This window comes from Streptomyces sp. NPDC007189, from assembly GCF_040703635.1.
GTDB lineage: Bacteria > Actinomycetota > Actinomycetes > Streptomycetales > Streptomycetaceae > Streptomyces.
Window position 1 is genome coordinate 299,766 of the sequence record NZ_JBEYEY010000008.1, and the last position, 20,335, is coordinate 320,100.

Annotated in this window: 13 protein-coding genes and 1 pseudogene; 5 read left to right on the forward strand and 9 right to left on the reverse strand. The window is 71.5% G+C overall.

Annotated elements, in window-relative coordinates:
- Positions 1–28 precede the first annotated feature (28 nt).
- The 7 genes and pseudogenes from AB0950_RS19360 to AB0950_RS19390 all read right to left on the reverse strand — a co-directional run bounded on the left by AB0950_RS19360 (position 29) and on the right by AB0950_RS19390 (position 8,540).
- On the reverse strand, positions 29–1,045 hold the full coding sequence (locus tag AB0950_RS19360; protein WP_360161985.1) for a cytochrome c oxidase assembly protein: 1,017 nt from the start codon (positions 1,043–1,045) through the stop codon (positions 29–31).
- Positions 1,046–1,343: 298 nt separating this feature from the next.
- Entirely contained in the window at positions 1,344–1,805 is a 462-nt protein-coding gene (locus AB0950_RS19365; RefSeq protein ID WP_360161983.1) for a lamin tail domain-containing protein, read from the reverse strand.
- 345 nt (positions 1,806–2,150) lie between these two features.
- Positions 2,151–2,699, reverse strand: a complete 549-nt coding sequence (locus tag AB0950_RS19370) for a YciI family protein (protein ID WP_360161981.1) — start codon at positions 2,697–2,699, stop codon at positions 2,151–2,153.
- A gap of 127 nt (positions 2,700–2,826) precedes the next feature.
- Positions 2,827–4,488: an arginine--tRNA ligase gene (gene argS, locus AB0950_RS19375; RefSeq protein WP_366779042.1), complete on the reverse strand. Its 1,662-nt coding sequence runs from the start codon at positions 4,486–4,488 to the stop codon at positions 2,827–2,829.
- A 90-nt stretch (positions 4,489–4,578) separates the two neighbouring features.
- Complete coding sequence (locus AB0950_RS19380) at positions 4,579–5,205, reverse strand: PAS domain-containing protein (RefSeq protein WP_366779043.1); 627 nt, start codon at positions 5,203–5,205, stop codon at positions 4,579–4,581.
- Between the two features lie 119 nt (positions 5,206–5,324).
- Positions 5,325–7,229: a molecular chaperone HtpG gene (htpG, locus tag AB0950_RS19385; protein ID WP_366779044.1), complete on the reverse strand. Its 1,905-nt coding sequence runs from the start codon at positions 7,227–7,229 to the stop codon at positions 5,325–5,327.
- 65 nt (positions 7,230–7,294) lie between these two features.
- Positions 7,295–8,540: pseudogene (locus AB0950_RS19390) on the reverse strand (RNA-guided endonuclease TnpB family protein).
- A 27-nt stretch (positions 8,541–8,567) separates the two neighbouring features.
- On the opposite strand from AB0950_RS19390, the gene tnpA reads away from it, so the two are divergent.
- Both tnpA and AB0950_RS19400 read left to right on the forward strand, forming a co-directional pair.
- Positions 8,568–8,984, forward strand: a complete 417-nt coding sequence (gene tnpA, locus AB0950_RS19395) for an IS200/IS605 family transposase (RefSeq protein ID WP_366779045.1) — start codon at positions 8,568–8,570, stop codon at positions 8,982–8,984.
- 244 nt (positions 8,985–9,228) lie between these two features.
- Positions 9,229–9,846: a TOPRIM nucleotidyl transferase/hydrolase domain-containing protein gene (locus AB0950_RS19400; RefSeq protein WP_366779046.1), complete on the forward strand. Its 618-nt coding sequence runs from the start codon at positions 9,229–9,231 to the stop codon at positions 9,844–9,846.
- A gap of 27 nt (positions 9,847–9,873) precedes the next feature.
- Here AB0950_RS19400 and AB0950_RS19405 read toward each other — a convergent pair whose 3' ends face one another.
- Together AB0950_RS19405 and AB0950_RS19410 are read right to left on the reverse strand one after the other, a co-directional pair.
- On the reverse strand, positions 9,874–12,726 hold the full coding sequence (locus AB0950_RS19405) for an AAA family ATPase (protein ID WP_366779047.1): 2,853 nt from the start codon (positions 12,724–12,726) through the stop codon (positions 9,874–9,876).
- 1,264 nt (positions 12,727–13,990) lie between these two features.
- Positions 13,991–15,193 (reverse strand): helix-turn-helix domain-containing protein, encoded by a 1,203-nt coding sequence (locus AB0950_RS19410; protein ID WP_366779048.1) that lies wholly within the window; start codon positions 15,191–15,193, stop codon positions 13,991–13,993.
- A gap of 203 nt (positions 15,194–15,396) precedes the next feature.
- On the opposite strand from AB0950_RS19410, the gene AB0950_RS19415 reads away from it, so the two are divergent.
- From AB0950_RS19415 to AB0950_RS19425, 3 genes are all read left to right on the forward strand, one after another.
- The gene (locus AB0950_RS19415; protein ID WP_360161967.1) at positions 15,397–16,122 is read left to right on the forward strand and encodes a response regulator transcription factor; all 726 of its coding nucleotides are present in this window, start codon (positions 15,397–15,399) and stop codon (positions 16,120–16,122) included.
- Positions 16,123–16,126: 4 nt separating this feature from the next.
- Complete coding sequence (locus AB0950_RS19420; protein ID WP_366779049.1) at positions 16,127–17,611, forward strand: HAMP domain-containing sensor histidine kinase; 1,485 nt, start codon at positions 16,127–16,129, stop codon at positions 17,609–17,611.
- 690 nt (positions 17,612–18,301) lie between these two features.
- Positions 18,302–19,525: a HAMP domain-containing sensor histidine kinase gene (locus AB0950_RS19425; RefSeq protein ID WP_366779050.1), complete on the forward strand. Its 1,224-nt coding sequence runs from the start codon at positions 18,302–18,304 to the stop codon at positions 19,523–19,525.
- The last annotated feature ends 810 nt before the right edge of the window (positions 19,526–20,335 follow it).

The window sequence follows — 20,335 nt, forward strand, 5'->3', positions numbered from 1 at the left end:
CAGCAGCCGTCTTCCGCCGGATCTCGCCTCACTTCTCCCGGTGCTGGCTCCGGATCCGGGCGGCCACCTCGTTCTGCTCGGTCTCCCACCACGGCCGTACCCGCTCGGGCGCGGGCACCGGGCCAGGGTCCGAGGCGGGCGGCGTGACGGGGGCGAGTTCCGCGTCGAGCCGGCGGTCCAGGTCCGCGGAGTGGACCCGCTCCGCGCGCGCCCACTGGTACAGCAGCGCCAGCAGGAAGGGCAGCGCGACCAGCTCGGCGATGCTCAGCATGGCGCCGCCGCCGATCTGCTGGTCGTGTTGGACGTCCGGGGACCAGGCCGGCGCGTGGTGCAGATACCAGGCGCCCGCGATCAGCGTGCCGTGCGTCATCACGACCACGCCCGGCACCGCGTCGACGATGCCGTCCACGAACACCAGCGCCGCCCGCACCGGGTGGGTGCACCAGGCGGGCAGCGTCTCTTCGCGGGTCAGCACGGGCACGACGAACAGGCAGCCGGCCACGAGCAGATGGAGATACATCAGCTCGTGCAGCCAGCCCACCCGCAGGGCGGTCGCGAAGTACGGCGTGAAGTACACCGTCAGCTCGGTGCCGAGCACCAGGGCGGTGCTGACCAGGGGGAACGTCAGCACCCGGATCAGGCGTCCGGTCATGGCCCGGCGCACCCGCCCGCCGGCGCCCGCCGGCAGTGCCTCGACGGCGAGGCGCAGCGGGTCACCCAGAGCCAGGCCCAGGGGGGCGACGAGGTCGAGGAGGATGTTCTGCACGGCGGCAGGCCAGAACAGCACGTGGTCGTAGACGGCCAGGGCGGACATCGTGGCCACCACCAGCGCGCCCAGACCGAGCAGCACGAACGCGGTCACCCGGACCGGCGGCCAGGGCGTGCCCCGCCTGCGCAGCCGCGCGACGCCCCAGCCGTAGAGCGCGCCGAGGGCGATGACCAGCAGCAGCGCGGGGATGTCCAGCTGCCATGTGGACAGCAGACGTCCCGTGGTCAGCTCGGGGAGTGCGCCGGCCGACAGTCCGGTCATCGCGTGACCATCCATGCAGTTCGTCCTCCTTCGGATCGACACGGACCAAGGTCGGTCGGATCCGTGCCGGGACGACGCTAGTCCCCGGTGCTCGGAAGGCGGGTATCGGGGTGCCACACGGCGGGGTGAAATCCGGGGATGGAGCAGGACGGGCGGGCGTACGGCCGTGTCGGCGCATCCGGTGCCGGACGTGGGCCTGGGCGCGCCCTACCGGGACGTGCGGCGGCTCCGGACGGGGGACAGCCCCGGTCGGCGAGGACGCCGTCCGGGGCTGACTCCGTTCAGTCAGTGCGGTGGTTCACCGCAGGAGAGCTCAGTGGTGCCGGCCGCCCTCTCGGTGGCTCCTGCCCCAGGAGACCGAGTCGACGAGGCGGCCACGGTCGTTGCGCAGGACGGCGGTGTCGGCGTTGACGTCCCACACGCGCGCGTGGCGGTCCTGGTACAGGTCGGTCCTGGTGTCCCGGCCGAAGCCGGTGTGCACGCGGACGGTGGCCCGGCCCCGGAGCAGCACGTGGTGGAAGGTGTAGGTGTGGCCGTCCCGGTCGGACAGCGTCCAGCCGTCCAGGTTCAGCGCCCGGCGGGAGTCGTTCGTGATGTCCACCCACTGCGCGTTCAGCGCGTGGTTGGATCGGTCGCCGCGGATCGCCCAGGCGTGCTGTACGCCGCTGATGAAGACCGCCGCGTGGTGCGTACGGTCCGGCTGGTGACCGGCAGCCGCGGCCGGGAGGGCCGTGGCGCCCACCATGGCGGCGGCCACTGCGGCGGCTGCGGTCATACGGCGGACGGAAGAAGAAACGGACACGAGGTCCCCCTTCGCAAGATGCGCTGGTCAGCGGCCGGTCGGCCGCACAGCCACACCTTGCGACTTACGTCCGGTTTTGTGAGGGAAACCGCGCACGCCATTACGGATCCCGCAACATTCCATAACTCTCGCGTGTAATGTCCATTTAACTCATGAAGGCATTGCTCTGATGCCGTATAGGCGCAAATTTCCCGTGAAAACAGAGCCTGAGGCAACCAATCGCCAGTTCCCGCCACCCCACCGGTCACTCCTGCGGCCACTCGAAAGTGGGTAACAAGGGCTACGCCGACCGGAGCAGCCGCAGCACGAGGGCCGGCGTCATCGCCGGCCGCCGAACTGCCAGTCGTGGACCTGGATGTCGGCGTAGCGGTCGACGGTCAGGACGTTGCGTGCGGTGTCCGCGTCGGGTGCGCGCACCAGTGCGGCCGTACCGAGCCAGGTGGTGCCGTCGTCGGACAGCAGCGGCCCGTAGGCGATCAGATCGCAGCGGTCGGAGGGCACCGTGAGGTCGGCGGCCTGCCCCTCGCCGAGGCCGAGCACCAGATGGCGCCGGCCGCCGGTGCGCCCGCCGGGGAAGTCCCACATCGTGCGCCCCAGCAGGTTGCGCCACCGGCGCAGCAGGACGTCCTGGTACACACCCGCCTGGTAGCCGGGCTCGTCGAAGGCGAACGCCCGGGCTGCGGCGGGATCGGGCAGATCGACGATGTGCACGCTGCCTGTGGGCACTTCACCGTCGCCGGTGAGCGTCGGGCCGCGGGCGATCAACTCCTTCTCGAACCGGTCCATGTACGACCAGTGGGCTTCCAGCAGCTCCATACGCAGCGCCAGCGAGCCCGGCCGGTCACGGTGGTAGCAGAAGAATTCCATGCCCGCAGTCTCCGGCACACGGGCGCAGGCGCGCAGCGGTTATCGGTTGCCTCTCAGGACTCCGGCCGGCACCACCGCGGACGGCCGGCCTCGTCCGGCTCGCCCACGTGTCTGCGAACGGCCGCGCTCACATCCGTTCCGGTGCCGAGACACCGAGCAGCCGCAGCCCGCCCCGCAGGACCACTCTGGCGGCCTCCGTCAGCCACAGCCGGGCCCGGGTGCGGTCGTCCGGGGCCTCACCGGCCCGCGGCAGGACGCGGCAGGCGTCGTAGAAGCGGTGGTACGCGCCGGCCAGTGACTCCAGGTAGTGCGGCACCCGGTGCGGCTCGCGCAGCGTGGCGGCGGTGGTCACGACCTGCGGGAACTCGGCGAGCATGCGCAGCAGCTCCATCTCCCGCTCGTGGGTGAGCTGAGCGGGGTCGAAGTCCTCCGGGGCTCCCTTGTCGATCCCGGCTTCCTTCGCCTTGCGCAGTACGGCGCAGGGCCGGGTGTGCGCGTACTGGACGTAGTAGACCGGGTTGTCGTTGGACTGCCGGGTCAGCAGGTCGATGTCCAGGTCGATCATCGCGTCCACACTGGCCCGCGCCAGCGCGTACCGCGCGGCGTCGACGCCGACCGCCTCGGTCAGGTCGTCGAGTGTGAGGACCGTACCCGCCCGCTTGCTCATCCGGACCGGCCCGCCGTCCTTGACCAGGTTGACCAGCTGGCCGATCAGGATCTCCAGATGCCGGTCCGGGTCGTCGCCGAAACAGGCCGCCATGGCCCGCATCCGCCCGACATAGCCGGCGTGGTCGGCGCCGAGCATGATGACGACCCGTTCGAAACCCCGGGACCGTTTGTTCAGGTAGTAGGCGCAGTCCGCGGTGAAGTACGTCCAGGAGCCGTCGCTCTTCACCAGCACCCGGTCCTTGTCGTCGCCGAAGGCGGTGGTGCGCAGCCAGACCGCGCCCTCGGCCTCGAAGACGTGGCCGCCGTCCCGGAGCCGGGCCAGGGCGGCGTCCAGGTCTCCCCGGTCGTGCAGGTCCTTCTCGTTGAAGTAGGTGTCGAAGCGGGTTCCGAACGCCGCGAGCGAGGTCCTGATCTCCTCGAACATCAGCTCCGTGCCCACCGCCCGGAACACCGCGTAGCGCTCGGGCGCGGACAGGTCCAGGGTGCCGGGCCGCCGGTGCAGCACGGCGGCGGCGATCTCCTCGATGTACGCGCCGCTGTAGCCGTCCTCGGGCACCGGTGTGCCGTGCGCGGCGGCGAGCAGGGAGCGGACGAAGCGGTCGATCTGTACGCCGGCGTCGTTGAAGTAGTACTCGCGCGACACGTCCGCGCCCGCGGCTTCGAGCAGCCGGGCGAGGACGTCGCCCACGACCGCCCAGCGGGCTCCGCCGATGTGCACGGGGCCGGTGGGGTTGGCGGAGACGAACTCCAGGTTGATCCGCAGCCCGCCCAGCCGGTCGGTGCGGCCGTAGGAGTCGCCGGCCAGGACGATGTCCCGCGCGAGGGAGCCGATCGCCGCGGTCTCCAGGGTGATGTTCACGAAGCCCGGGCCCGCGGCCTCGGCCCTGGCGACTCCGGCGGCCCCGCTCACCAGCGGCGCCAGTATCTCGGCGACGGTCCGGGCGGGCAGGCCCGCGGACTTGGCCAGTCGCAGGGCGACGTTGGTCGAGTAGTCGCCGTGGCCGCGGTGCCGCGGGCGCTCCACGCGGATCTCGTCGGGCACCTCTGCCGAGATGCGTCCGGACCGGATGGCCGTATGGATGCCGTCCGAGATGACGGCCGCGAGATCGTCTGGAGTCACACGGCCGACGCTAGCGGAGCCGCAGCCGCCGGTGACAGCCAATTTCCGGGGGCCGGGTCCGGGGCGAGGTCGTCGTCGGAAGCGGCGGGCTCACGGATGCTTCGCGTAGTTGTAGACCGTCGCCCGGGACACTCCCAGGAGGCCCGCGATGGTCGTGGCGGCGTCGCGCGAGTCGAAGTAGCCGTCCCGCTGCAGCTGCTGGACGAGCGCCTTCTTCTCCTCCCGGCTCAGCGACCGGGGGGTCGCGGCGCGCTGCGCGGCATGGGCCTCGACCGCCTGGCGCAGCTCGCGCGCGGTGCGGTCCCGCAGGGTCTCCAGGGGCTGCTCGGGGTGCTCGGTGTCCGTGGCCACCAGGTTGGCCAAGGTGCGGGTGACCGGTGACAGCACGGAGACGTCGAGGTTCAGGCAGAGGGCCGCGACGTACTCCCCCGCGGCGTTCTTGATGCCGATCGACGTGCTCTTCGCCGGGCGGCCGTCCGGGAACCGGTTGGGGTAGTTCTGGATGACGCTCGGGTAGTCGGGGTCCTCGACGCGGGCCAGGCCCAGCTCCGTGGCGGAGTCGCCGACCCGGCGGCCGGAGAGGTTGTTCTCGATGACCCGGATGGCGTGGTCCGGGTTCCGCAGGTCGTGCAGCACCACCTCGCACAGCCCCGGGAACATGCGCCCCAACGCCACGGCGATCTTCTCGGCCTCACGGATGAGGTGCTCGTCGTCCACGGCAGCCCTCCCCGAGCAGCGGATTGGACTGATTGTCCACCTCTGGATGTGCAGTCTAGCCGGGCCGGCGGCCTGCCCGGGTCTGCGGGACAGGCCGCCGGTCGTCCGGGGGTGCCGGGTTACAGCGCGCGTTCCAGGCGGTCCGCCATCAGCTTCACGAAGCGGGCGGGGTCCTTCGGCCGGCCGCCCTCGGCGAGTACGGCCAGACCGTGCAGGAGTTCGGCGGTCCCGGCGAGTTCCGTGCGGTCCTCGCGCTCCTTGTACGCCTGGTTGAGGCCCTTCACCAGCTGGTGGTCCGGGTTGAGTTCCAGGATCCGCTTGGCGCGGGGCACCTCCTGGCCCATCGCCCGGTACATGTCCTCCAGCGCCGGTGTCAGGTCGCCTGCGTCGGAGACGACACAGGCCGGGGAGACGGTGAGCCGGGAGGACAGGCGCACCTCCTTGATGTCCTCCTCCAGTTGCTCCTTCATCCAGCCGAGCAGACCCGCGTACTCCTCGGTCTGCTTCTCCCGCGCCTCCTCGGCCGTGGTGTCGTCGTCCTTGGCGTCGAGGTCGATCTGCCCCTTGGCGACCGACCGCAGCTTCCTGCCCTCGTACTCGCCGACGGCGTCGGTCCACACCTCGTCGACGGGGTCGGTGAGCAGCAGCACCTCGATGCCCCGGTCCCGGAAGGCCTCCATGTGCGGGGAGTTCTCGATGCTCTGCCGGGACTCGCCGGTGAGGTAGTAGATGTCCTCCTGGCCGTCCTTCATGCGCTCCACATAGCTCTTGAGCGTGGTCGGCTCGGTGTCGTGGTGCGTGCTGGCGAAGGAGGCGAGGGCGAGGACGGCGTCCCGGTTCTCCGGGTCGGTGACCAGGCCCTCCTTCAGGACGGTGCCGAACTCCCGCCAGAACGTGGCGTACCGGTCGGGGTCCTTGGTCATCATGTCCTTGACCGTGGACAGGACCTTCTTCGTCAGCCGTCGCCGCATCATCTCGATGTGGCGGTCCTGCTGGAGGATCTCGCGGGACACGTTGAGCGAGAGGTCTGCCGCGTCGACGACGCCCTTGACGAAGCGGAGGTACGGCGGCAGCAGCGCCTCGCAGTCGTCCATGATGAACACGCGCTTGACGTACAGCTGCACACCGCGCTTGAAGTCGCGCGTGAACAGGTCGTGGGGGGCGTGCTCGGGGAGGAACAGCAGGGCCTGGAACTCGAAGGTGCCCTCCGCCTGGAGCCGGATCGTCTCCAGCGGATCACGCCAGTCGTGGGCGATGTGCTTGTACAGCTCGTGGTACTCGTCGTCGGACACCTCGTCGCGCGACCGGGCCCACAGCGCCTTCATCGAGTTGAGCGTCTCAGGCCCGGGCGTCGTGTCTCCGTCCCCGGAGCCCTCGGGCGCCATCCGGATGGGCCAGGTGATGAAGTCCGAGTACCGCTTGACGATCTCCCTGATCTTCCACGGGGAGGTGTAGTCGTGGAGCTGGTTCTCCGGGTCGGCGGGCTTGAGGTGGAGGGTGACGGAGGTGCCCTGCGGGGCGTCGTCGGCCGGCTCCAGCGTGTACGTGTCCTCGCCGCGCGAGGTCCAGCGGGTGCCCTTGCTCTCGCCGGCCCGCCGGGTCACCAGGGTGACCTCGTCCGCCACCATGAAGGCGGAGTAGAACCCGACGCCGAACTGGCCGATGAGCCCCTCCTCCCCGGCGGCGTCCTTGGCCTCCCGCAGCTCCTTCAGGAACTGCGCGGTGCCGGAGTTGGCGATCGTGCCGATGAGCTGCCCGACCTCGTCGTACGACATCCCGATGCCGTTGTCCCGCACGGTGAGGGCGCGGGCGTCCTTGTCGATGTCGATCTCGATGTGCAGATCGGACACATCGGCGTCCAGCGTGTCGTCCCGCAGCTTCTCCAGACGCAGCTTGTCCAGCGCGTCGGAGGCGTTGGAGACGAGTTCCCGCAGGAAGACGTCCTTGTTGGAGTAGACCGAGTGGATCATCAGCTGCAGCAGCTGACGGGCCTCTACCTGGAACTCCAGCGTTTCAGCCGGCATGTTCGCGAATACCTCACAGGTCTGTCGCCTGAACTGATGGCAGACACTTTGACGTGCTCCCTGGCCTAAAGTCCAGGGATTCCGGCCTGGGTCGTCCGACCCTTCCGGGGGCTTCCTGGTTCACCGCGCTGTGCAGGCACGCGTACCCGTCTTATCGGCGCTCCACAGGCGTTCAGCGTCTCCGCACGTCCGGCGGCGACGATACGGCGTCCTTCGAACAGGACGTTGCGGGCTGCGTTGTGGTCGCGGTCGTGCACCGTGCCGCACTCGCCGCACGTCCACTCCCGAACGTGGAGAGGCTTGGGGCCGTCCCGGAATCCGCAGGCCGAGCAGACCTGCGAGGACGGGAACGTCCGGTCCACCTTGGCGAAGGTGCGGCCGTGTTTAACCGCCTTGTACTCCAGCATGCCGACGAACGCGGACCATCCCGCGTCGTGCACGGACTTGGCGAGCCGGGTCCGGGCGAGAGCGGACACCGCGAGGTCTTCCACATATACCGCTTGGCTGTCGCGGATGATCTGTGTGGATTGCTTGTGGTGCCAGTCCCGGCGCCGGTCCGCCACCTTGACGTGCTGGCGTGCGACCTTGATACGGGCCTTGGCCCTGTTCTTCGAACCCTTCTGCTTGCGGGACAGCTCCCGCTGCAGGCGCCTGAGCTTCTTCTCCGTCCGGCGCAGGAAACGCGGGGCGCTGATCTTCGTCCCGTCGGACAGGACGGCGAAGGGCGGACAGGCCCAGGTCGATCCCGGTGTCGCTGTCCAGCCCGGGCAGGAGGTCCGGCTCGGTGTCCACGACGAAGCTGAGGAAGTACCGGCCACAGCTGTCCTTGGTGACGGTCAGGGACGTGGGCGCGGCAGGAAGCCGGCGGGACCACGTCACCTTGAGATCACCGACCTTGGCCACGTACACCGTGCCGTCACCCTTCAGGCAGAAGGCGTTGGCGGTCAGGCGGATCGACTGCCGGGTGTCCTTCTTCGACTTGTAGCGGGGAGGGCCCACCTTGCGGCCCTGCCGCTTGCCGATGATCGAGTCGAAGAAGTTCTTGTAGGCGGCATCCAGGTCCCGCAGGGACTGTTGCAGGACGACCGCCGAGACGTCGGCGAGCCAGGCGCGCTCTGCGGTGCGCTTGGCCTGGGTGATGCGCAGCCGGGACAGCTCGGCCGACTTCACGTACGGCAGCCCCGCCGCGTGCGCTTCCCTGCGGTCGCGCAGGCAGTCGTTCCACACCACGCGGGCGCACCCGAACGCCTTCGCCAGCGCACGGCGCTGCAAGGCGTCCGGGTAGGCCCGGTAGTTGTAGCGGAGCTGCATGACCGAGATGCTACTAGCGCTGGTCTCATGGATGCGCGGAACGATTACAGACCTGGCAGGCATGTTGTTTCGGCGATGCACGTGCACTTGGTCTTCGTGACGAAGTACCGACGTGGAGTGTTCAACGACGAGATGCTGACACGCTGCGAAGAGATCATGCGCAAGGTGTGCGACGACTTCGAGGCGGAGCTGAAGGAGTTCAACGGCGAGCGCGATCACGTCCATCTCCTGGCGCACTACCCGCCGAAGGTCGCCGTCTCCAAGCTGGTCAACAGTCTCAAGGGCGTCTCCGCGCGCCGGATACGGCAGGAGTTCACCGGCCGTATCAATCGCGCCGTCATGCACGGGCACCTGTGGTCACCCTCGTATTTCGCCGCATCGTGTGGCGGAGCACCGTTGGCGATCGTCCGCCAATACATCGAGCAGCAGAAACGCCCGCTCTAAAGTGCACGTCAGAGCAGTCTTGAGATGCATTCATCCCCGGCGTGAACGCCGAGGCTTTCTGCAAGAGTCCCGGTAAAACGCGCTCGCGCCGGTCACACATCGCTCACGGCGAGGGGTTCCCCTGAAGACGAACACCGCACGCGGGCCCCGCCGTTGCCGCCGTGCAGCACTGGCTGCCTTGCCGTCGCCCTCCGCGCCGGGAAATTCCCTGCCGTGGCGGGCGGGAAGGGCGGAGACTCGTCCCATGAGTGACATGGGGGCGTTCCGAGAGGCGGTCATCGCGTGGGCGGCCGGTGGCCATGGCGGGCCCGCGCGCGACCTGGCCGTGCGGCTGCCGGTCCGGGCGGCCGTCCTGCTGGAAGGGCTGAGCGATGTCGCGGCGGTCGACGCGCTGGCCGCGCGCCACGGCCGGAACCTGGCGGCCGAGGGTGTGTGCGTGCTGCCGATGGGCGGCGCCATGAGCGTCGGGCGCTTCGCCCGTCTGCTTGGTCCGCACGGCCTGGGCCTGCGCCTGACGGGACTGTGCGACGAGCGCGAGCGTGACTACTACGCCCGCGCCCTGGAACGGGACGGCGCGGCTCGGCACGGGTTCTTCGTCTGCGCGGCGGATCTGGAGGACGAGCTCATCCGCGCGCTGGGCGTGACACGCGTGGAGGAACTCGTCCGGGCGGAGGGCGATCTGCGTGCCCTGCGCACATTTCTGCGTCAGCCCGCGCAGCGGGGCCGCACCGCGGAACAGCAGCTGCGCCGCTTCCTGGGCACGAAGAAGGGCCGCAAGATCCACTACGGCCGGGTCCTGGTCGAGGCCCTCGACCCCGACCGCGTCCCCGCCCCGCTCGCCGGCCTGCTCACCAGCTTGTGACCGCGGACCGCCCGTCAGTTGGGGGGTTCAGCCGTCGGTGCGGGTCTCGGTGAGGGCTGCCGCGATCTGGTGGCGGCCCCGGATGCCGAGTTTGCGGTAGACGCTGGTCAGGTGGAACTCGACGGTGCGCTGGGTGAGGAACAGGGCTTCCGCGATCTCCCGGTTGGTGGCTCCGGCGGCGGCGCGCTCGGCGACCTGGCGCTCGCCGCCGCTGAGGGACTCGGCAGGCGAGGTGGTGCCGCGCCGCAGTCGGCCGCGCGCGGCGGCGAGGACCGGCCGCACCTCGTCGAGGAGCATTTTGTCCCCGCTCAGGACCGCCGCGTCGATGGAGCGGTGCAGCCGGGTCCGGGCGCCCTGGGCGTCGCCGCGGTCGAACAGGCGCCGGCCGAGGAGGTATTCGGCGCGGGCGTGCTCCAGCCGGCCGGGGCTCCTGCCCAGCAGGTCGGCGGCCTCGGTCAGGTGGCCGAGGCCGGTGTCGCCCGGGGTGAGGACACCGCGCGCCAGGGCCAGCATGCCGCGCGCCCGGACGGTCCCCCACTCGTCGACCGGCGCCGTGACGCGCTCTACGACGGCGTGCCCCTCGTGCTCGCGGCCGAGCCGGGCCAGCAGCTGGGCGGCGTCGAACCACCAGGGCGCCAGTACGGGGTTGCCGATGCCGGCCGCGGTGAGGCTGTCGCCGCAGCGCAGCAGGTCGTCCAGCGCGCCTTCGAGGTCGCCGAGGGCTTCCCGGGTGCGGGCGCGGGTCATCAGGTAGGTGTGGTACTCGAGGGTGAACTGCTCCAGCCGGGGCCGCTGGATCCGGTCCAGGAGCTGCCGGGCCTTCTCCGGTTCGCCGCGCCGCACGTGGACGGCGGCGAGGGCGCACTGCGGGGAGACCGAGGTCGGCATCCGCAGTTCCCGGTCGAAGAGGTCGTGGGAGAACTGCGCGTCGGACAGGGCCTGGGTGACGTTCCCGGCCCACAGGTGCAGCTGGGCGCGGGTGGTGGAGACGAGGGCGCACTGCCAGGCCTCGCCGCGGGCCCGGGCCTGGGCGAGGAGCGTGCTCAATGCGGTGTGGACGGGGTCGATCTCGTCCGCCAGGTACAGGGTGAGGGAGGCGCCGAGCGCTCCCCAGCCGCCCCGGGGGCCGTCGCCGAGGCGCAGGACGCGCTCGGCGGCGGGCACCAGCTCGGCGGCGGGCCGGCCCTCCAGGGTGCGCAGCGCGCACAGCATGCCCAGCAGCAGGCGTTCGTCCGGCGTCTCCCCGGGCGGGGGCGTGTAGTCGCTGAAGCGGCGGCTGACCCGGCCGACGGTGGACGTCTCGTCAAGGCCGGAGATCAGCACCATGGCCTCCACGCGGGCGCGCAGGGCCTGGTCGGCGGGGGACGTGCCGAGTTCCCCGGCGGTCACGTCGAGGGTCTCGTTGACGAGGTCGAAGGCGCGCAGTGAGTTGTGGGCGCCGAGCGAGGTGACGCCGTACTGCAGGACCAGCCGGCAGCGGGTGCGGGGGTCGGCCGGCAGGGACAGCGCGTGTTCGAGGTGGCGCAGGGCGGTGCCGGGCGCGATGTGCGCGAAGACCCTGGCCGAGTGGGACAGCAGGTCCAGGTCGTCGGGGACGTGGTGCAGGGCGCGGGTCAGGTACTGGCCGGCCGTCGCGGGCGCGCCCCGCAGTTCGGCGCCGAGGGCGGCGGAGCGCAGGGCGGTGACCATCCAGGCCTCGGGGCTGGCCGGGAGCAGCATGAGCTGGACGGCGACCTCCTCCACGGGGCGTCCGGCCTCGTCGAGGAGCCGGGCGGCGCGCTCGTGCAGCGCGGCGCGCTCGGCGGGCCGCAGGGTCTGCAGGACGGCCTCCCGGATGAGGTCGTGCCGGTAGGCGAGGGCGTCCGGCCGCAGCAGGCCGGCCGCGCGCAGGTCCTCGACGACGCGCTGGGCGGGCTCGGGCTGGGTGTCGGCGAGGGCGGCGACCGTGTCGACGGTCTCCTCCTCCAGTACGGCGACGGCCCGTGCCACGGCGAGCCGTTCGGCCGTGAGCCGGTCGATCTGGAAGCGGGCCACCAGGCCGAGGCCCGCTCCCTCGTCGGCCTCGGCGCCGGGCCCGGTGAGCGGGTCGCGTTCCTTCCACCGGCCGGCCAGCAGGTGCACGAGGAAGGGGGTGCCGCCGGTGATGCGCATGCAGGTGTCGACGAGTGCGGCGTCGGGCCGGCCGCCGAGGGCCTGGGCGAGGAGGTCGCCCACGGCTTCCTCGCCGAGCGGGTGCACGTCGAGGGTGAGGCAGGACGGGACGTCGGCCATCTCCTCCAGTGCGGCGGGCAGCGCCTCCTCGGCCTCGGTGCGCAGGGTGAGGAGCAGTACGAGCGGCAGGTCCTCGGCGCGGCGCAGCAGGAAGCCGAGCCAGCGCAACGACGCCTCGTCGCACCACTGCAGGTCGTCGACGGCGAGGACGACCGGGCGCTCGGCGGCGAGTCCCGCGGTGAGCCAGTACAGGCCCTGCATCACGGCGTAGAGGTCGGCGGGGGCGGCGTCGGCGGTGCGGCCCGGGGTCAGGGCGGGCAGGGCGAGGCGGGCGCTGCCGCGCAGCAGCGGGTGGCCCGCGGTGTTGCCCTCGGTCAGGTGCAGCGGTGCGAACAGGGACCGGACGACCTCGTAGGCGCCGCTGCCGTTCTCCGGGCATTTGACGGTGAGCACGCAGGCGTCGTCGGTGGCCAGTTGCTCGGTCGCGGCGTCGATCGCGGCGCTCATCAGCCGGGTCTTGCCGATGCCCGCGGGGCCGCGCAGCAGCACCGCGCGGCCGGTGTCCTTGACCTGCTCGCGGATGAGCGAGAGTTCCGCGTCCCGGCCGACGAGCCGCGGCGGGACCTCGCCGCCTGCGCTTTCTCCGTTTCCGACGCTGAACAGGGCCACCGCGACTCCTAACACCGCCCGACGGAACACGGCGGAGGTGCCGGTCCGTTCGTGGGCTTCATTGATGGGGGGTTGTTGCGGGAGGCGGTCACGGGACGCGCCTCATGGGTGCGGTCGGTTCCTCGCACCCCGGCGAGCCGGCCCCGCCCCGGCCGTCGCGTCGGTGGACGGAGGACCAAGGCGTATGGGGGCGCGCAGGGAGGAACGCGGCCTGGTCGGAACCGCGCTGCCCCGCTGGTCACCGGGGTCGCGCGATCACCGTACCAGGGCTGGTCCGGACCGCCACCGGCTCGGCTGCACGGTCGGTGCAGGCCGCGACACGTTTGCTTTCGTATTCGGGCACGGGTACCGGTGATTCGGGCACGACGGTACGGGTGTCGGGCAGGGTGTCCGTCATGCCGGCTGGTCGTGGCCGGGGAGCGGAGGCGGCGGTGTCATGGGTGCTGACGTGGGTTTTTCTTGACTCGGTCCGGTCGGGCCGTGAGGTATGGAGCGGTGTCCGGGGTGATGGGCGGATACGCCGATTCGGGCACGGACAGAGGGCAATTCGGGCACAGGCACAGGGCATTCGGGCACGAGCGTGCTGCTCGGGGTCGAGCGTGGGCCGGGGCGCCGGGCACGTGAGCCGGTGGGTTCGGGCAGGCGGCCCCGGGGTTCCAGGTGCACGGGCCGGGTTGGGCTCGTCGGCCTGAATCGGCTGCGCGGGCCGGGGTTCGGTGCGCAGGCTGGGAGTTGGGCTCGCGGACCGGGATCGGGCATGTAGGCCTGGGCTTGGAACGCGCGCCGGGGGTCGTGAGCGTGCGGGCGCCGTGCGGTCGGCTGCATGGGCGGGGGGTGTGCTCATGGGCCGGGGTCGGCTGCACGGGCGGGAGTTGTGCCCAAGGGCCGAGGTCGGCTGCACGGGCGGGACTTGTGCCCAAGGGGCCAGGTCGGCTGCAGGGGCGGGGGGTGTGTCCATAGGCCGGGGTCGGCTGCACGGGCGGGAGTTGTGCCCAAGGGCCGGGGTCGGCTGCACGGGCCGGGATTGGCGCGCGGGCCGACGCGTTTAGCCGGCGAGGGTGATCGCGCTCGAGGGGGGAGCGGGCCGCATTGGGTCCGCAGCCGAGGGGGTGGGGCTGCGGCAGAGGTCCTCACTGGCTCTGCGGGTTCCCGGGTGATGTGTCCCGGCCCGGGGCGCTCCTTTGGGGCTGGGGCTCCAGTCCGGGGCCGGCGTCGTCGGGGTGGGAGCCGGCGGTCCGGGCGGGGCCCGCTGGTGCGGACGGCGTCAGGAGGCCGCCGCGGCGATGCGTCGGGACGGAGGAAATGCCGCGGGGTGCGGGTGGTGCTTCCGGGCGGCGGAGGTGTCGTGTCCGGCGCGGCGGGCGCTGCGCTGGAGACGGGTCACGGCGACGACGGCGAGGGCCGCGCGCAGGGTGGCGAGACCGCGCAGTCCCTCGGGGCGCTGACCGGTCAGCAGGGCGATCCGCTGGAGCCGGCGGTCGAGGGTGTTGCGGTGGATGCCCAGGCGCAGACAGGCCCGGTGGCGCACTCCGTCGGCGGCGATGAGGGCGGCGAGGGTGTCCCAGAGCACGGGGTGCTCGTGCAGCGGCTCGACCATGCGGACGAGCCGTTCGGAGACGGCGGGGGTGGCCGCGGCGCCGTACTCGACCAGGACGTCGTCGAGTTCGTACACGCCGGGCGGGGAGCCGAGCGCGAGGAGGGTGGCGCAGATGCCGTCGACGATCGACAGCCCGCTCTCATCGAGCAGTTCGCGCGGGTCGGTGCGACCGGTGCGGGGGTCCTGCCGGTGGACGGCGATCCACACCTCGCCCGGCAGGTCCTGGTGGACGGCGCGGGCGAGCGCGAGGGCCGCCTTCTGGTCGGTGGCGCAGAGCAGCACGTGGGCGCCCTCGGGGGAGCCGAGCACCGTGGTGACGGCGTGGCCCCGGAAGGCCCGTTCGATGTCGGCGCGGGTGCAGGACGGCCCGCGCACCCCGAGCACCGCGCAGGTGTCGGGGGCGGAGTCCGAGCCGGCCACCGGGGTGGGGGCGAGGGCGGCGGGGGGTGCCTGCCGCGGCAGTTCGGGGGCGGTGTCGGCGTCGATCTCGAAGAAGCCGCAGCTCAGTTCCCGGCCGACCCGGCGGCCCGCGTCGCCGAGCCGCAGCACGGTGACCTCGTGTCCGAGGGAGTCCTGTTCCTGGCCGCCGACGGTGCAGCGGTCGATGAGCCGGCGCGTCATCGTGCGCAGCATGGCGAGCAGGTCGTCGACGGATCCGCCGCGCCGCGCCCACGCGCGGCCCTCCGCGCGGATCCGGGCCGCGCTCTCGGTGCTCCAGTCCCCCTGGCCGGACACGACCTCGGTCAGGGCGGAGAAGATCTCCCACTGCACTCTGCGCCGAGCGTCGTCGGCGTCGTCGTCGTTCCCAGGGGCCCCTTCGGCCGGGAAGAGCAGGTCAGGCTCGGGTGTCGCCGCCGCGTATGTCCTCATGTCCGGTCAGCAAAGACCACGAACATCAAAGGTGCATCAAAGCTCGCTCAGAGAGCGCTCGGAATCCTGAGCCGTCTGATCACCCCTGTGCCATCATGACCACAACGGCAAGTGGTTTCTGTCTCCTTCGACTCGGCGGCGGATGTCGGGAGCAGATATCGGCGGCGCAGGTCCGAACTCACTCCTATGGTGCGACACACACGATGACCAGAAGCGACACGTCCGCGAAGTCCACGGTGCTCGTCGTGGAGGACGAGTCCAGCATCGCCTCCATGCTCACGATGGCGCTCCAGTTCATGGGCTTCGAGGTGGTCACCGCGGCGTGCGGGTCCGAGGCCCTCGACCGCGCCGCCCGGCACGCCCCGGACGTGATCCTGCTGGACGTCGTCCTGCCCGACATGGACGGCTTCGAGGTCTGCCGGCGGCTGCGCGACGCCGGCGTCCACGCGCCCGTACTGTTCCTGACCGCGCGGGACGCCGTCTCCGACAAGATCCGCGGCCTGGAACTCGCCGACGACTACGTGACCAAGCCGTTCGACCTCAACGAAGTGGTGGCGCGGATACGTGCCGTGATGCGCCGCGGCCGTGAGATAGCGCCGTCCAACAGCCGCAGGCTGCGCGCCGGCTGGGTGGAGCTGGACCGCGACACCCGGGAGGTGTGGCGGCACGGCCAGCCGGTGCAGCTGTCGTCGACGGAGTTCGCGCTGCTGCGGTACCTGCTGGAGAACGCCGACCAGGTCATCTCCAAGGCGCAGATGCTCGACAACGTGTGGAGTTACGACTTCCAGGGCGAGTCGGGCATCGTGGAGACGTACATCTACTATCTGCGCCGCAAACTCGGGGACACCGACCAGACTCTCATCCACACCGTTCGCGGAGCGGGCTATCTGGTGCGCACCAGCCCTCCCTCGCACATCACGGAGGGCTGACCCCGTGCCCACCGCCACCGGCGCCGCGCCGGACCGCCCCGGGACGGCGCGGACCCGCCCCGCGCTCAGCCCGAAGTCCCGCAGGCTCACCCGGGCCCTCCTGGCCCTCACCGCCCTCGGCGTGCTCGGCACGGAGGGCTACTGCGCGCTCCCCCTCTCCGACCGGCCGCGGGACCACTCCGATCAGCAGCGCGTGTCCGTGGCTGTGTCGGCGGCGGCCGACACCGGGCGCGGACGGGGTGTGGTGCGGGCGGTGCGGCTGCGGCCAGGTGACGCGCCGGCGACCGCCGGGCGGACTCCGGGTAAAGCCGCGTATCCCATCAGGCAGTTGGACCCTGGTCGGACCACGGCGAACGCGGGTGCCCAAGAAACGGTACGGCTGTCCGCGGCCCGAATTTCCGGTGACGACCGCCCGGCTGACACGCGAACGACCCCGGTTGACGCCCGAACGGCCGCCTTGGGCGCGGAGTCCGGAGAACAATCGGCACTGTGTCCCGTCGTTCGGGCCGAACTCGTCGTCGGCGTCCCGGTGATGGGCCTGCTCGTGCTCGGGGCGCTGTGGTGCAGTCGCCGCGCCCTGCTGCCCATCCGGGAGATGAACCGCACCGCCCGCCGGATCGCGGAGGCCAGCGACGAGCCCTCCGAGCGGCTCCCCTCGGTCCCGCGACCGCCGCGGGAACTGCAGTGCACGGCCGACACCCTCAACTACCTGCTGCGGCGCATCGAGGAGGGAGCCGTGCGGCGCAAGCAGGCGGAGCTTCGGCTGCACGAACTGGTCGGCGCGGCCAGTCATGAACTGCGCACCCCGCTGACCACCATCACCGGGTACACGCAACTGGCCCGCATCGGGGCGCTGGACGACCCGCGCCGGCTCAACCACGCGATGGAACAGGTCCAGCGTGAGATCCACCGCATGAACCGGCTGGTGGAGGACCTGCTGCTGCTCGCCCGGCTGAGCCAGGGCGGGATGCTCGAACAGCGTCCGGTGGACCTGGCCGAGGTGTGCGCCGACGCCGTGGCCCGGGCGCAGTCCCCCGGCGCCCGGCACGCGCTGCGCTGTGTGACGGAGTCCCCGACCCATCTGGTGGAGGGGGACCGTCACCGGCTGGAGCAGGTGATCGGCCATCTCGTCTCCAACGTGCTGGCCCACACGCCCGAGGACACCTCCGCCGAGGTACGGCTGCGGCTGGACGGCGACCGTCAGGTGATCGACGTGGTGGACGACGGCCCGGGCGTTCCCGAGGCGGCCCGGGAGCACGTCTTCGAGCCGTTCTTCCGCGCGGAGAACACGCCGTCGGCGCCGGACGGCGATCCCTGCCGGGGGCGCGGACTGGGGCTGAGCGTGGCCGCGGCAGTGGTGAAGGCGCACGGCGGCACGATCGCCCTGCGGCCGTCCGAGCGGGGGGCGTGGTTCCATGTCACGCTGCCCGCACTGGACGAGCGAGCCCGGGCCGAGACCGCCTCGGTGGCGCGGGCCACCCTCTCCTAGCGGCTGTCGCCGGCCGGGGCTCTGCTCGCGCAGGCCGCCGGTTTTGTGGCGTACGCCTGTTGCGTCCCGCATCCAGTACGTCGAGTCCGTCACGTATGCGAGCGCCGTGCGGGGTTTTCCGCGGGCGAGCGCCATGTGTCTCTGCGCGATGGCCTGTTCCCCGCCTGATCGCGTCCTCTCGTGTCCTCTCGTGTCCCGGAGTCGTGCGCGATGGCCACTGTCAGCCTGCGGGTGTCACGCGGATCACGGGGAAAACCAGGGATTTCCCTAGCTTTTCCCGGACGAGGGTCGTGCGGGTACGGGGTCGGGCGGGGCAGCGCCGGCGACGCCTCGCGCGCGGCCAGGCCCGGTTGCCCACGCCCCGTGCCGCACCTCGACTCGCCGTAGTGAACTGGGGTTTCGTGCAGTCGTCGCACGCGGCGACGGAAGCGTCGCGGGGCGCTACGTCCGGTAGTCGCGACTCGTCCAGCGGCCCCGCCCCGCAGGTGCGCGTCGTGCCGTCCCCGGCGCGCGCGACCGCCCCCGCGAGGGGTGTCTACGCGGGCCCACCTGCGAAGGCCTGGCTGTCAACTTCTGTCGGCCTTCGAAAGATCTCAGCCAGCCCCTGAAACCCTGCGAATCCCCGAACTTGGGTATCGTGCCGCAGCAAGGCTTTTTCCCGTCGCTTTCACACCGCGACCTGGACGGACGGTGAGGTGTTCCATCGACGGCCTTCTGGGCAGACCGCCGTTCCGGCGGGGCGCGCCCCTGTACGCCTTACGGCTACGGCGCGGCCCGGCGGCCCTCGGGGCTGCGTTGCTGCTGGCCGCGGTTCTCGCGGCCGCGGGGTCGTACGCGCACGATCCCTCGGCCCACCTCATGGGCGCCGGACGGCCCGTGCGGTGGCTGCAGGTGGCCCACCTCGCCCCGGGCAGCGCGCGGGAGACCACGTCCGTCGCGTACGGGGCGACACCGGTGCCGACGCGGCAGCGGCCTGCGCCTCATGTGGCCGCGGCGCCCCGGACCAGCACGTTCAGCGGGGCGGCGCCCGATGACGGCTCCCCCGCCTCGGCCGGGGCTCGCGGCGACAGCGGCGCCGGCGCCGGCGCCGTGTTCGCGGCGCCCCGCTCGGCATCCCGTCGTACCACCTCACCCACATCCCTCAAACTGCTCCTGATCTTCGCGCTGTTGGCCGTCTCGCTCTGGCTGGCCGCCCAACTGCGACGCGAGCGCGTCAGCCGGCGCCGGTCGGAGCAGCGGATGCTGGAGTTCCTGGCCACCGCCGGGCACGAGCTGCGCACCCCTCTCACGGCGATCTCCGGCTACGTCTCGCTGGCCAGGATGGGCGGGCTGGCCGATCCGGAGAAGTTCGAGGTGGCCATGGACCGGATGACGGACGAGACCCGGCGCATGTCGGCGCTGATCGACGAGTTGGTCCTGCTCGCGCGGCTGGACCTGGGCCAGCCCCTGCACCGCGAACCGGTGAACCTGGCCCGGCTGTGCCGCGACGCGGTCGCCGACGCGCAGGCCTCTTCGCCGCGCCATCCGGTCCGGCTCACGATCCTGCCGGGCCAGTACACGGTCGTCGGCGACCGGGACCGCCTCTACCAGGTGGTTGCCAATCTGCTGGCCAACGTCCGCCACCACACGCCCGAGGGCACACGCACCGTCCTCGGGCTGGGCAACGAGGACGGCCACCGGGTCATCGAGGTGATCGACGACGGGCCCGGCGTACCGCCCGAGTTGCGAGAGACCGCGTTCGACCGGTTCGTGCACGGCGGAAAGCCGACCGCGCCCGTGCCGAAGGAGGGCGCCGGCGGTGGCAACGGGCTGGGGCTGAGCGTCGCCTCGGCGATCATCGGCGCCCACGGCGGCACGCTGACGCTCGAACCGAGCGAGCGCGGTGCCTGGTTCCGCATCCGGCTGCCCGCCTGACGGCACCCGGCGGACGCGGTGTCCCGTGACTCGCGTGGTACGGCGGCCGTGGCTCACCTCCCGGGCCGCGCTCCGGGCTCGGACGTCCGTTTCCGGCCAACTGCTGTCCCTCGGTGCCACCACAGGTCCACGGCAGGTTCACGACGGTTCGCGACGGGTCACCGCAGCCCCGCGGACCGGGTCCGACAGGCCCCGGCAGGTCCCGGGCAGGTCCCAGCAGGCCGCGACAGGAAGCCCTGACAGGAAATCGACAGCAAGAATTCATGGAGTAATTCCCTGGATTCACCGACGACCGGAACCCGCGCTGCCACATCATGGGGCACTGAGTGCCTGACACGGATGTGACCGGGTGTCGGCGAACCCGGAATTCACCCGACCGCGAGAAGGTCCAGCGGATCATCGCTCAGGCCCGATTTCCCGTGTTCCGGCGGAATGCCCTTCACGCTTCCTCAACATCTCCCCGTGCGAAAGCGAGCAGCGCTCACGTTTACGCGGGCGCGGTATGAACTGCCCGAACCAGGAGCAAAGCGGGCCGAGGCGGACGCCTCTCCCCTTTTTCCCGGAGGGGGCCACGGACTACTTCGGCACTCCTTCGGTACTTTCTTCCCGAGACAGAGGTTCACACATAAGACACAGTTGACAGCTATAATCACCGACGTTGTGCGTGTGACCGACGCCCAACCAAGTGCAGGGTGCCGCAACCGCCCACAAAGCGGTGAAAGCGGTTTTCCCGCAACCGTGCACGCCGGGTCCGCGTCGGCCATTGTCACATCACTTCCGACCGTCAGCCCTCCCGTGACCGCCCCCCAC

Bases quoted from the DNA above. Each gene is read 5' to 3' on its own strand.
- AB0950_RS19410 (WP_366779048.1), bottom strand. From the start codon at position 15,193: ATGAGGACATACGCGGCGGCGACACCCGAGCCTGACCTGCTCTTCCCG.
- AB0950_RS19415 (WP_360161967.1), top strand. From the start codon at position 15,397: ATGACCAGAAGCGACACGTCCGCGAAGTCCACGGTGCTCGTCGTGGAG.
- htpG (WP_366779044.1), bottom strand. From the start codon at position 7,229: ATGCCGGCTGAAACGCTGGAGTTCCAGGTAGAGGCCCGTCAGCTGCTG.
- tnpA (WP_366779045.1), top strand. From the start codon at position 8,568: ATGGATGCGCGGAACGATTACAGACCTGGCAGGCATGTTGTTTCGGCG.
- AB0950_RS19400 (WP_366779046.1), top strand. From the start codon at position 9,229: ATGAGTGACATGGGGGCGTTCCGAGAGGCGGTCATCGCGTGGGCGGCC.
- AB0950_RS19370 (WP_360161981.1), bottom strand. From the start codon at position 2,699: ATGGAATTCTTCTGCTACCACCGTGACCGGCCGGGCTCGCTGGCGCTG.
- AB0950_RS19365 (WP_360161983.1), bottom strand. From the start codon at position 1,805: ATGACCGCAGCCGCCGCAGTGGCCGCCGCCATGGTGGGCGCCACGGCC.
- AB0950_RS19360 (WP_360161985.1), bottom strand. From the start codon at position 1,045: ATGGATGGTCACGCGATGACCGGACTGTCGGCCGGCGCACTCCCCGAG.